Origin of the sequence: Microlunatus sp. Gsoil 973 (assembly GCF_009707365.1) — a bacterium.
In the GTDB taxonomy this organism is placed as follows: Bacteria; Actinomycetota; Actinomycetes; order Propionibacteriales; family Propionibacteriaceae; genus Microlunatus.
Map to the genome: position 1 here is coordinate 3,608,112 of NZ_CP046122.1, position 12,621 is coordinate 3,620,732.

Here is a 12,621-nt window from a genome sequence, read left to right on the forward strand (position 1 = left end):
GCGGCCTCGTGGGCGCCCACCTTTGCGACGACACGCCGACTCTTCTATGTTTGTCAAGCGGTTGATGGCTCGATCTCGGGCGTGGTGTGGAGTGTCTGGAAGGCGCGGTAGAGCTGGCGGGCGAGGTAGCGCTTGAGGCAGCGTCGGATCTCTTTGGTCGTCCGTCCCTCGGCTCGTCGGCGGGCGACGTAGGCCCGGGTGTCGGGGTCGTGGGTCATGCGGGTGATCACGGCCATGTGTAGCGCCCGGTTGAGTCTGCGGTCGCCGCCGCGGTTGAGTCGATGACGGACGGTGTTGCCCGAGGATGCCGGGATCGGGCTGACTCCGGCCAGGGCAGCGAACGCGGCCTCGGATCGGACCCGGCCGGAGTGTGACCAGGCTGCGAGGGCAACTGCGACGGTGACCGGTCCGATGCCGGTCTTGTCCAGCAGGGACGAGACCTGACTGTGGTGGATCAGGTCGGTGATTTGGGCCTGGTTGGCTGCAATCTCTTGGTCCAGTTCGACGACTCGCTTGGCCAGCCGGACGGCCTCGGCCCGGGCGGTAGCCGTGGCGAGGTCTTCGACGCGGGCACGCCATCGGGCGATATCTGCGACCTGTTTGGCGGTGAGCGGCTTCCGCGCGTCGATGCCTAGGCCGACCACACGCACCAGCGCGATCAGTGCGTTGATGGTCGCGGTGCGTTCGGTAGTCATGTGGTCGCGGGCGGTGACCAGGATCTGCAATGCCGCCCGCAGACCATCGCTGCGCGGACGGCGCAGCTGATGCGGGTGCAGAGACAAGACCGCGGCCGCGATCCGGTGAGCGTCCAGCAGATCAGACTTACCGGTGCCATGGTGGGCCCGGGTGTCCATCCGAGCAGCCTCGACCACTTCGTAACCGAACCGGGTCACCGCTGCTGCCAGCCGGGCACCATAGGTGGCCACACCTTCGATCACCCACAAGGTGGCCAGATCACCACCGGTGCGGCGCGCGGCCCACGCGACGGCCCGGTCCATGCCGGCGTCGGTGGCGGGAAACTGATCGGTCGCGATCAGCTCACCGGTCACGGCGACCACGACGGCAAGGGTGTGAGAGCGGGCGTGAGTGTCGACACCCACGACAAACGGATGAGAATACGCGACGATGGTCACGGCGGTGGGACTTCCTTCCAGACAAGACCGACAGGGATCCGGCCGCAAACGGTCGGCGCAGGCCCGGGTGGAAGTCACTTCGGGGCAACACTGTGATGAGTCAGGCCCACCCGACAGGTGGAACCGACAATCTTCTGATCAAGTCACCGAGGTGGAGCCGGGTCAGCGTCGGCCTTCCGCCCTGAACCGGACAAGTCGGCTTGAAGGCACCCCACAAAGGAGCCACACATATCAAGAGTCACGACCAGGACGAAGCGACCGACGCTAACCCTGCCAGCCAGTCCCAGACCAGCCACCACAAGACTCACAGCAAATATCAGGGAATATCTGACCCCTCGCCGGTCAGGAGGCCCAGTTGCCGGTGAAGTAGAGCCAGGACCAGGCCAACATCAGGGCGGTGCCGAGCACGAATGCGGCGATCACGGCGGCGCGATGGATGACGGCGGTCCTGCGTCGCTGCGGTCTCCAGGTCCCCCAGCGGGCGATCATGATCATCAGCGGGAACCAGAGCAGCACTGCCCGGTTGACCGACATGTACCAGTAGGACAGGGAGAAGGCGAGCACCTGCACGGCGACCCAGCTCGCTTCGGCCCAGAGCTTCCGGGTCAGGCACCAGATCGTCACGGCGACGCCGACCACCATCGAGACCATCTCGGCGCGGAACACCCAGACCCAGAACGGATGATCGGCGTACGCACCCGGCTGGATCGCCGCCCAGGTGTTCCGGAAGGACTGCCAGGGCCAGGTGAAACCGCGGTACCAGCCGTCGACCTGCGCGCTGTACCAGGCATCCCACCGGCCGCTGAGCGCGTACTCGTAGGCCACGAAGACAGCGAGTACGCCGATCGGGATCAGCATCCACAGCGCCCGCCGTCCGCGCTGGACCCAACCAGTGCCGGGACAGGTGATGATCATCACCAGCAGGGCGCCGACCAGGAAGAGGCCGGACACCCGCACGGTGCAAGCCGATGCGGCCAGGACGGCTGCCGCAGCCCAGCGATCCGACCGCGCGCGTTCCCAGGCCCAGAAGGCGAAAGCGCAGAACAGCGACTCGGTGTAGCCGACCGCAGTGAATACTGCCGTCGGTGCGAACAGCCAGACCACGGCGGCCCAGGGTCCGCCGAGCCGCAGCAACGCGATTGCCGCGGCCGCCGAGCCGAGACCGGCGATGATCACGCCGGAGACCTGGGTCGGCAGGCCGATGACCAGACCGGCCCGCAAGACCAGCGGCAGGCCGGGAAAGAAGGCGAACAGCCGTCCGTCGGGGTCGAAACCGTAACCGTGCCGGGCCAGGTCACCGAAATGCACGGCGTCCCAGTTGTTGGTCATGTCCATCAGCTGCCGGTGGGTGATCACCGCCAACAGCAGCGCGACCAGGGCGATCAGGCCACGGCTGGCGATCCACGCCTGCAGAACTGTCCGACCGCCGCGACTGTCCAGCGGATGCAACGCGTACCCGCCGGGCCGAGCCCACCAGGCACGCAGCCGGCCACGTACACCGTGCGGAGACTGGGTCGCGACCGGCGGTCGTGCGTCGGTCGGGGCGAGGTCGGTTGCGGGCGTCATCGCAGTCGAAACTACCGTGCCGCCGGCTCCGGACATTCCTGCCGGATTCAGCCGGCGGCGTCCAGCCGGGTGCGGAGCCGGACCACCCACCCGGCGTCCGGGGCATCCCGCAGCACACCGCCGGCGGGATCATCGACGATCCTGCCGTAGACGACCTTCCCGTCCCCATCGGCCATCCGCAGCGGGTCGTACCGGTCCGGGATCAGGATGTCGCGAACGATCACCGCGCCGACCCAGACCTCGCACGCGATACGGAAGATCACGGCCAGCCAGTAGATCCGATCCGCGCCGCCGTCGCCCGGCAGCAGGGTCTGGTCCAGGTGACCCCAGATCGCCAGGAAGTAGACGAGTTCCCCGGCAGTGAAGATCCACCACTCACGCCACCGTGGCCTGGCCAGCACCACCAGCGGAAGCAGCCACAGCACGTACTGCGGGGAGTACACCTTGTTGGTGATCAGGAACGCGGCAATCACCAGATAACCGAGCTGCCCGAAGCGCGGCGGGCGCCGGGCAGTGATGATCAACCAGCCGATGCCGGCGCAGAACAGCAGCAGGATCGCGGTGTTGATCACATTCAGGTGTGGGACCGGATGCCCGGCCAGCGAGAACACATACCAGATTGATCCGAGGTCGCCGCCGCGATCGGAGTTGAACGTCCAGAAGACCAGCCACTGATCGGGAGCGAGAATCATCACCGGCAGATTGGGAACCAGCCAGGCGATCACGAAGGCGATCATCAACCGGCCGAAGTGGCGCATCCGCCGCCGACGCAGGCAGAGCAGGACAAGCGGGCCGAGGAACAGGGCCGGATACAGCTTGGCGGCCATGCCCAGGCCGAACATCACTCCGGCGGCTGCCGGCTTGCTCCGTGCCCAGAACATGAACCCGAGTGCCGTCAGGGCAACGGGCAGCATGTCCCAGTTGATGAAACCCGCCAAGATCACCGACGGCGACACGGCGAGCATCATCGCGTCCCACGCCCGGCCTCCGCGGTCAAGATCGGCGGGGACCGTCCGACTGTGCGCCCAGACCGTGATCAGGAAGAGCAGACCGAGGACGACCAGGTTGACGGTCGCGAACAGGTTTGACGCGTCGAGGGCCTCTTGACTGTTCAAACCGGGTCCGACCGGTGCGCCGAGCAGCGCGGTGATCCTGCGTTGGAACTCCAGCAACCAGCCGGTCAGGACCGGATACTCCAGCGTTTGGTAGCTGCCGTGATCAAGGTAGGGGATGTTCCCGTCGGCCAGCCCACGACCCGTGTACAGCAACGGGATGTCGGAATAGCAGAGGTACTTGTACGTGTCCGGGTAGTGGCCGGCGACCGTGGCCCGACACGGAAGCTTCTGCAGGGCGCCGACGATCCACGCGACTGTCGCCGTGACCAGGGCAACCCGGGTCGGGGTCCACCAGGACAGGCCGCGGCCGGCATGCCGGCCGACCGGGCCACCGATCCGTCGGCTGATCACGACGAGGAACCGATCCTTGGCGGTCGGCCAGCCCGTGCCTGCCGCCATCAGCCGTCCCCGGTGGTATCGCCCTCCGAGTTTCCGGCCTTGTCCTTGGTCGTCGCCGTGGATTTGGGCGGTTTCGGTGTCTTGCTGGGCGGCGGTGCCTTGCTGGGGGGTGGTGCCTTGCTGGATGGCGGCGCCTTGCTGGGCGGCGGAGCCGACTTCGGCGGAGCCGACTTCGGCGGCGCAGAGGTCGGCGGAGCACTGGTCGGCGGAGCACTGGTCGGCGCGGTCGGCGACTTCGGTGCCTTCGGGGTTTCGGATTTGTCGGGTTCCGGCGTGTGCTGGACCGGTGGCGGGTACTTGTCCCGGTTCACGTAGGCAGGCTCGGGGAAGTCGAGCCTCTTCTGGCCCTGCGTCGCGGTCTGCATGTAGTCGGTCCAGGTCATCAGCGGGTAGCCGCTGCCGAAGAATGTCGGATCGTAGGGCCGCTTGTAGAGATCGAGATTCTTCGTGCCGCCGTCGCCGGCGACGTACATCACCGAGGTCGCGACCTGGCGGGTGTAGCCGGTGAACCAGGCCGACGTGATCTTGTCCCCGACGCCCTGGGTACCGGTCTTGCCGGCCACCGGACGGCCGAGCGCCTGCGCGGCGACGCCGGTGCCGTCCTTGACCACACCCTGCAGGGCGTAGCTGACGTCGCTGTCGACGTCCTTGGAGATCGCCCGGTGCGACTTGGGATCGGCCTTGTAGACGACCTTGCCCTTGCTGTCCAGGATCTCGGAGATCACGTGGTGCTTGACGTACTTGCCGTTGTTGGCGAAGGTGGCGTACGCGTTGGCCATGTTGACCGGGCTGACCTGGGCGCTGCCGATGGCCACCCGATCGTTGGCCACCCAGTCCTGGGCACCCTTCTCCTTCACCGCGCCGAGCCGCTGCGCGGTGTCGATCACCTTCTGCGGCCCGTCGCCGGGGATCTTGGTGTCGAGGTCGACGAATGCCGTGTTGATCGATTGCGCGGTCGCCTTGAGCAGGGTGACCGGACCGTACTGGGTGGAGAACTCATTGCGGATCGGCACACCGTCACCCTCTGGGATGAAGGTGTTGCCGTTCATGATCGAGAACAGGCTGAAGCCGTTCTCCAGACCGGTGGCCAGAGCGAAGGGCTTGAAGGTCGACGCGGTGGCCCGCGGCGTCGTCGCCCAGTTGCGGGAGTTCTTGATGAAGTCACGGCCACCGTACATGGCCAGGACCCCGCCGGTGTTCACGTCGATCGACGCGATCGCGGCGTGCAGGTTCTTGGCCTTGTGCCCGGAGTCGCGGGCTGACATCTTGGTGAACTTGTGCGCGGCCTTGACCGCCGCGTCCTGGTCCTTCTTGTCGAAGGTGGTGATGATCTTGTAGCCGCCGCCGCGGACCTCGGATTCGTCGAGCGGCAGAGTGGACAGTTCGTACTCCACCGACTTGAGCAGGAAGCCTTGCGGGCCGCGGTATTTCTCGCTGATCGGGATCTTGGGCAGTTTGGGTAGCTTGGTTGAGTACTTCGCCGCGTCGTCGGCGCTGAGGTAGCCGGACTTGACCATGGACTGCAGGACGTACCGATAGCGGCCGAGCAGCGGACCAGGGTCACCGCCGTTCGCGTCGGGATCGAGGTAGGAGGGGTTGTTCAGTACGGCAGCCAGCACCGCCGACTGGCGCACGGTCAGATCCTCGGCGTCCTCGTCGAAGTAGGCCCGGCTGGCCGCCTGGACCCCGTACGCCCCGCGACCGAAGTAGATCGTGTTGAGGTAGCCGGTGAGGATCTGCTGCTTGCTCATCCGGTGGGTGAGCTTGCGGGCCAGCAGGACCTCTTTGATCTTGCGGGAGATGGTCTGCTCCTGCGTCAGGTACATGACCTTGATGTACTGCTGGGTGATCGTCGACCCGCCTTGGAGGTTGCGGCCGCGAGCGATGTTCACTGCTGCCCTGACCATGCCCGGGATCGAGTATCCGGGGTCGGTCCAGAAGGTGTTGTTCTCGGCGGCGACGACGGCGTTCTTGATCGAATCCGGCATCTGGTCGTAGCGGATCGACTGCCGGTTCTGTACCTCGATGTCACCCAGCTTGGTCTTCGCGCCGTGGTAGTAGATGAAGCTGGTGTTGGTGGTGAACTCGGTGTTCGGGTCGGGGATCTTGATGTCGCGGTAGGCGACGGCCACCAGGGCGGCTCCGGCGATGCCGCCGACAATGATCAGCCCGAGCAGGATGACGAAGATCCGCCCGATGACACGTCCCGGGGTCAGCTTCTTCTTGCGCTTCGTCGGCCTTGACTGCTTCTTGGTGGGCCGATCAGCCATAGATGTCCTCGACGGTCTGCTGGCGACGCGGCGGCTTGCGCTTGACCCCGTCGCCCAGCAGGTAGGAAGTGATCATGTGGTTCCACCCGCAGTCGGGGCAGACTTCGACGACCACGACCTTGAACTCGCCGAAGAGGGACTGCATCTCCTCCAGTTCGGCAAGCCGCTTGATCCGGCCGGAGTACTGGCCGAGCTGGTCGCCGAAGGTGTAGTGCAGGTTGACCATCGCAGAGCTGTCGCAGACCGGGCAGCTGACTTCGGTCGGCTCGCCGTGGTACTTGGCCGCCCGGACGAGCATCGGGTCGGCGTCGCAGGCATCAAGGGACGACAGATTACGGACCGGCTGCCGCATCGCCTGAAGTGTTGCGCGACGCTGCAGCGCGTAATCGATGACCTCCCGCTGCGACCACATGGGCACAAGGGTACGACTTGCACAAGCCCGGAATGAACCTTGTTGACCGGCTTGTTAGCCAGTCCACAGTTCGCCGCACGGCCATAAGTCAGGGTCGAACGGCGGAGTGGCCGGACTGAGTGGGTGACTGAGTGGGTGACTGAGTCAGGGTGCTGCCGGAAGCGGTCGACCGTCAGGATTCCTAGGGTCGTTGATTGTGAACACCACTGCTGCCCTCCCGGCGCCGTCTGAGCCAGAACGTGTTGTCGACCGCCCGAGCCGTTTCGTGACCGCGGCTGCCTGGCTGGCGGCCGCTTGGTGCGTCGGCTTCGCCATCGGGAACATGGTCCTGGAGCTGACCGGGCATTTCTCCGACGGGCCGCTGGGTCGCTACGCGTCCGGGCTGGCGGTGATGGACTGGCTGATGGTCGGGCTGAAGCTCATCGGCGCGGCCCTCGCCCTGTTGTCGGTCAGTCGCCGGCAGGTGTTGCCGGTCGGGCTGCTCGGCATGTTGCTGTGGGGCGGCTTCGCGACCCTGGCGATCTACGCGACCGGAAATGTCGTCGAGTCGGTCGGGATGCTGGCCGGAGTCGTCGACCCGGTGCATCCGGTCGGGATCCGCGACGTCGGTTACGTGCTCTTCTTCGCAGTCGCTGCGGCCGGGTTCGGTGTGCTGGCGATCTCGTATGCCCGCCGGTCCCGGTTGAGCCGGTTGCCCATCGCACTCGGCGTGTTGGGTGCGCCGGCGCTGATCGCGGGTGTGCTCCTCGTGGCGCCGATGGTGCTCACCGCGACCGGACTGTTCCCGCGTTGATGGTTTTCACGTCGCCGATGCCGCAACCTGAGCGCTCCTGACCCGTGTCGCGATCGGCGTCGTCATTGCTATCCGTGCCACGGCTCCTGACCGGTCCGCACGACGTCCCCCGAGTCGAGCGACTCCCGGATCGCGAGCGCTAGCAGTTGGTCCTGGGCGGCCTGGGCCAGCGGGTAGGGCGCTTCGGTGTTGTCGCGGACCCAGTGGCCGGTGCGCTCGAGCAGGGTCGCAACCGCGATGTCCTCGTCCGGCAGGGTATGGCCGAAGTACGGGTTGGTGTAGAGAACGCGTTCCCCGTCGCCGATCTGGTAGAGATCGGGCACCTCGAAGTTGAGGTACTGCCCGGTCTGCCAGCGGCGGAGGTCGGATTCCAGCGGTGTCCTGGGTGCGGGGAGCCGCACCAGGTGGTCGTCGGCGAGTTCGCCGTGGGTGCCGCGGACGATCATTCGGTTGCCGCGCACGGGGTTGCGGACCTGGTTGTCGGTGTAGTCGTAGACGCCGACCCGACTGCCGAAGTCCAGGCTGGCGAGCACGGTTGTCCGGTCGACCGGGTCGACGTGGTCGGCCCAGCCGGCGCGGGTCTGCGGATCGACCACCGGCAGGGTGAAGGAGCGGGCCGAGACGGCCGCCTCCTCGAAGCCGACGGCGAGCATCTGCCGGATCAGCGCGGCCGCGTGGTGTCACTGCGTCGACGAGACGTAGGCCCAGGTGACCTCTCCGACCGCGCCGGCGTCGAGCAGGGCGCGACGGGCCACGTTGCCTGGGTGGAAGGGATACTGCTCGGCGACCTGGACCAGGCCGCTCGCCCCGACCGCGGACCAGAGATCGCGCAGCGACTCGACGTCGGGTGCCGGCGGCGTCTCGGCAAGCACCGGGATGCCGCGGGACACCAGGTCCTTGATCACCACCGGGGTCACCGCGAACGGTGTCGAGGTGATCATGAAGTCGATCGGGTGCCGATCCAGGAACCGGTCGAGGTCGGTGTAGCCGGGCACCTGCCAGTTCTCGACGATCTCGTCGACGCGCGCCTCGGAGCGCGTCACGACGCCCTCAAGGGTGAGCCGTTCCGGCAGCTGTTCGGCGATGCGGACGAAGGCCTGGGTACGCCACCCGCTGCCGATCACGCCGTACCGGATCGGGCCGTGCGGATGCGGATGGTGGGCTGCTGGCGTTGCCATGGCGACTCCTCGACGAGCTTCGCTTTGTCCAGCATCATCCCAGTGCCGTATCCTTCATGGGTCCCAGGGGCTATGGCGCAATTGGTAGCGCACCTGCTTTGCAAGCAGGGGGTTACGGGTTCGAGTCCCGTTAGCTCCACCCACTCTGACCCAACGCCGGCGGCTGCGGTCCGTGCCGCGCACTCTCGATGATGCGTTGCCAGACCCGACCGTTGTGCCCTTGCCGAAACCTCAGCTCTGCGAGCAGGATTTCCGCGTGCGGTACGGCATGAACGTCCCGATCTTCGGCGAGTACGCCGACGTCCGGCTGCTGGCCGAGCTGGCCGTCGAGGCGGAGGCGGCGGGCTGGGACGGGTTCTGGATCTGGGACCACATCCAGTGGAGCGGCGAGGAGGACGGCGAGCCGCGCGCGCCGGCGGTGGACACCACTGTGGCGCTGACCATGATCGCCGCAGCCACCTCGCGAGTCCGGTTGGGGCCGATGGTGCTGCCACTGGCCAGACGCCGGCCCTGGAAGGTGGCTCGCGAGCTCACCACCCTCGACCATCTCTGCGGTGGACGCCTGACGCTCGGCGTCGGCCTGGGTTTCCCGCCGGGTCTGGAGTACGGCGACTTCGGCGAGGAGACCGACGCGGCGGTGCGGGCCGAGAAGCTGGACGAAGGTCTGGAAGTGCTGACCGGCCTGTGGACCGGCCGGCCGTACTCTCATAAGGGGCCGCACTACCGGCTGACTCAGGCCGAGCTGCTGCCTGGTCCGGTGCAGCCAAGCGTGCCGATCTGGGTGGCTGGCATGTGGCCGGAGAGCCGGGCGCCCTTCCGCCGGGCTGCTCGGTTCGACGGAGTGCATCCACTGTTGTTCTCGGTGCCATTGGCCAAGCAGCCGGCTGCGCTGCGGGAGCTGCTCAACTACATCCAGGCCCATCGGGTGGAGCCCGAGCGCCCGTTCGACGTCGCGTTCGGCGCCGAGACGGCTGGAGACGGCGGCACCGCGGACCGTGAGTTGGTGGCCGAGTTCGCCGCTGCCGGAGTGACCTGGTGGATGGAACCGATCTCGCACTGGCGCGGGTCCCTGGCCGAACAGCGCGAGCGCATCAGGCGGGGACCACCGAGGGCCTGACCGGAGTCTCGCCCATCCCGCATGACAACCTGCCTGGCAACAGGTGATCATGATCATGGTCGAGCGCGGACACGGGCGGACTCAATCAGCGCGGACTTCCCCGATGATCACTGGTCTGCAGCCGCCAGCTCCAGCACCGCCCCTGCGGCCGCCCGGGCGGGAGCGACGAGCCGGAACGATCCCAAGGTCCCGCCGTCGACCTCCACCGTGTCGACGGCGAGGCTGCCGCCGAGGAGGTGGAGGGCGGCGCCGGAGCCGTCGACATGCAACGTGCCCCAGCCCGTCGCGGTGGTGAAGGGGACGGTCACGACGCGGTCCGCGGATGCCGCGACTACCGGGGCGAAGTGGAGGCTGCGGTCACGGGCATCCCACTGGGCCCCGGTGAGCGCCAGCAGCACGCCCCAGCTCGCCATCGAGCGGGCGTAGTGGTTGCCGCACTCGACCTCGTTCCACGGGCTGCGTCGCCTTCCGTCGTAACGGTTCCGGACGGCGCGCACGATCGCGAGGCCCTCGTCGACCAGGCCCTCGTAGATCAGGTGGGTGGCGACCTGGTACTCGATGCCCGTCCACACCTCGTCGCTGTAGACGAACGGGATCCTCGGCCGGCCGCCGTTGGGCCAGCTGCACAGGATCAGTCCGCTCTCGTCATTGAGGGCGTACGTCCGCTGCACCGAGGAGTAGTCGGAGAATTCGGTCCGGAAGTTGTACTTGAAGATCGCTTGCGCGGCGCTCTTGACGTGCTCGGCCGGCAGTAGGTGTCCGAGACCGGTGAGATGTGCGACGGTCTGGCCCAGCAGCTGGTCGGACAGGCACCCGATGCCGTACTGGTAGCGATGCGCGTCGACATCGTCAGTGCGCTGGATGTAGAACTCGCCGTTGAAGAGCATTTCGTCCATCCGGGCCGCGCCCGTCTCGGCCGCTTCGGCGTACCGCTTGGCAGTCTCCACGTCGCCCACCGCCTCCGCCATCTGCGCGGCCGCCCGCAGCGCGGCGTAGAAGAACGAACCGCCGAGGGAGTTCTCGCCGTAGAACTCGATGTCGTAGGTGTTGTGTTGCTGGGAGTCCAGCACCAGGTCGCCGTTGCTGTCCCAGTAGTTGAACGCGTAATCCACTGCACGCTTGCAGGCCGGCCAGAGTTCGGACAGGAACGCGTCGTCGCCGCTGAACCGCCACTCTCGGAACAGCCGGACGACTGTGCCGAGCTGTCCGTCGACGGCCGGGTGGAATTCGTGCGGATCATTGCCGAAGACATGGTTGTTGCGGAACCGCATCCTTCCGTCCGGCAGCGTCTCGAAGCCGAACTCGGTCCGCCGGGCGCTGCGCTCCAGCGCCGGGAACAGGTGGGCGACGGTCTGGGCATAGTTCCACACGTGGGTGCAGGTGCCCTCGCAACTGCCGAAGGTGTCCATGCTGCCCTCCCAGGCGGCGAACAGCCCGTCGGGTGTGCCGTCGTCGAGCAGGAAGCAGGTGGTACTCCGCAGTGTGGCGATCATCGACGCCGCGGCGTCGACGGCCTCGGCCGGCAGCGTCGACTTCCACAGCGACGCGTGGAAGTCCCGGGTGGCCGTCTCCAGCGACGGCAGGTTGTCTCTGAGATGGGCTGCCACCGCCCAGGCGTCGGTCCACAGCGTCGCGTAATGGTTGCGCACGACTTCGTCGCCGTGGGTGTTCGGCAGCCCGCAGTTGCCGAACCACGCCCGCGGCCGGTTCGGGCTGTGCCAGGAGAGAATGAACTCGAAGTCATGGCTCTCCCCGGGCGCGAGGTCAGCGACCGCGCCTACGCTGCCGGTACGCACCTTCGGCAGCTCCTGCTCCGGCGCGGTTTCCAGAGTGTGAGGCTGCTCCCCGAGCAGACCGTCGTCGGACAGGTCGTCCCAGAACAGTTGGACACCGTCCTGCCAGAAGTCCGCGGCCCACTGCGGAGTGATCGTGGTGTTCTGATCGGTGGTCACCAGCGTCGCGCTGCCGTAGCGCACGTGGTCAATCGGCAGATCGGTGCCGAAGCAGAGCCCGGTCAGGCCGTCGGCCGCCCGCGCCTCGATCGTCGGCCGGCCCTCGTACCTGGCGCCGCCGAACACGTGCACTCCGGTCAGCCCGACCGGGGTCGACATCGAGCCGGCGATGGTCACCGCGACCGGCTCCGTACCCGGGTTGGTCACCCGGTAGCGCAGAACCGCACCGGGAATCCCGGAGGCGTCGACGTCCAGCGGAACCAGCGGCGTGAACGCCTCCAGCCGCACGTCCACGGGCAGCACCGGGTCGGCGAAGTCGACGAAGGCCAGCGGATATTCCCCATGCATCGTCGTGTCGGCCAGCCGCGGCAGGCCGCCCACCCTGCCGAACGGCAGCCCGGACTCACCTGTGTAGGGGGTCGGGATCCGGCCCTCGAGGACCCTCGTCACCGGCGCACCACCCTGCGGTCGGGCACGGATCGCAAAGAAGGTGTACGGCAGCCAGCCGCCCTTGTTCGGCCGGTTGGCTATCTCCCAGTCGACCAGGTCGCCGCGGGAGCCCAGCGACACGGTTCCGGTTCCGATCCCGCCGAGCGGAAACAGCGCCGCCGCGTCAGCCGGCTTCAGTGCACGTGATGCAGTCATGTTCAGATGCCTTCCAAGTCAGCGTCGAAACGGGGGGTCAG

Annotated in this window: 10 protein-coding genes and 1 tRNA gene; 3 read left to right on the forward strand and 8 right to left on the reverse strand. The window is 67.2% G+C overall.

Features of this window, described 5'->3' with window-relative positions:
- Positions 1-53: 53 nt before the first annotated feature.
- The 5 genes from GJV80_RS17060 to GJV80_RS17080 all read right to left on the reverse strand — a co-directional run bounded on the left by GJV80_RS17060 (position 54) and on the right by GJV80_RS17080 (position 6,895).
- Positions 54-1,133, reverse strand: a complete 1,080-nt coding sequence (locus tag GJV80_RS17060; RefSeq protein ID WP_154688357.1) for an IS110 family transposase — start codon at positions 1,131-1,133, stop codon at positions 54-56.
- Between the two features lie 342 nt (positions 1,134-1,475).
- Positions 1,476-2,699: a hypothetical protein gene (locus tag GJV80_RS17065; RefSeq protein ID WP_154688928.1), complete on the reverse strand. Its 1,224-nt coding sequence runs from the start codon at positions 2,697-2,699 to the stop codon at positions 1,476-1,478.
- A 47-nt stretch (positions 2,700-2,746) separates the two neighbouring features.
- Entirely contained in the window at positions 2,747-4,213 is a 1,467-nt protein-coding gene (locus GJV80_RS17070) for a glycosyltransferase family 87 protein (RefSeq protein WP_154688929.1), read from the reverse strand.
- On the reverse strand, positions 4,213-6,483 hold the full coding sequence (locus GJV80_RS17075) for a transglycosylase domain-containing protein (protein WP_154688930.1): 2,271 nt from the start codon (positions 6,481-6,483) through the stop codon (positions 4,213-4,215). The genes GJV80_RS17070 and GJV80_RS17075 overlap by 1 nt, the downstream gene beginning before the upstream one ends.
- Entirely contained in the window at positions 6,476-6,895 is a 420-nt protein-coding gene (locus GJV80_RS17080; protein ID WP_154688931.1) for a DUF5318 family protein, read from the reverse strand. Before GJV80_RS17080 ends, GJV80_RS17075 begins: the two co-directional genes overlap by 8 nt.
- 265 nt (positions 6,896-7,160) lie before the next feature.
- On the opposite strand from GJV80_RS17080, the gene GJV80_RS17085 reads away from it, so the two are divergent.
- Positions 7,161-7,688, forward strand: coding sequence for a hypothetical protein (locus GJV80_RS17085; protein WP_154688932.1), 528 nt, complete (start codon positions 7,161-7,163; stop codon positions 7,686-7,688).
- A 68-nt stretch (positions 7,689-7,756) separates the two neighbouring features.
- Here GJV80_RS17085 and GJV80_RS24165 read toward each other — a convergent pair whose 3' ends face one another.
- Positions 7,757-8,341 (reverse strand): hypothetical protein, encoded by a 585-nt coding sequence (locus GJV80_RS24165; protein WP_230207789.1) that lies wholly within the window; start codon positions 8,339-8,341, stop codon positions 7,757-7,759.
- A 27-nt stretch (positions 8,342-8,368) separates the two neighbouring features.
- A complete protein-coding gene (locus GJV80_RS24170) occupies positions 8,369-8,866 on the reverse strand; it encodes a Gfo/Idh/MocA family protein (protein ID WP_230207790.1) in 498 nt (165 codons plus the stop codon).
- Positions 8,867-8,932: 66 nt separating this feature from the next.
- On the opposite strand from GJV80_RS24170, the gene GJV80_RS17095 reads away from it, so the two are divergent.
- Together GJV80_RS17095 and GJV80_RS17100 are read left to right on the forward strand one after the other, a co-directional pair.
- Positions 8,933-9,005 (forward strand) — tRNA-Ala (locus tag GJV80_RS17095).
- 117 nt (positions 9,006-9,122) lie between these two features.
- Positions 9,123-9,983, forward strand: a complete 861-nt coding sequence (locus tag GJV80_RS17100; RefSeq protein WP_154688933.1) for an LLM class flavin-dependent oxidoreductase — start codon at positions 9,123-9,125, stop codon at positions 9,981-9,983.
- Between the two features lie 107 nt (positions 9,984-10,090).
- On the opposite strand, the gene GJV80_RS17105 is transcribed toward GJV80_RS17100, so the two are convergent.
- Positions 10,091-12,580 carry a GH116 family glycosyl-hydrolase gene (locus GJV80_RS17105; protein WP_154688934.1) on the reverse strand — a complete coding sequence of 830 codons (2,490 nt, stop codon included), beginning with the start codon at positions 12,578-12,580 and terminating at the stop codon, positions 10,091-10,093.
- Between the last annotated feature and the right edge of the window lie 41 nt (positions 12,581-12,621).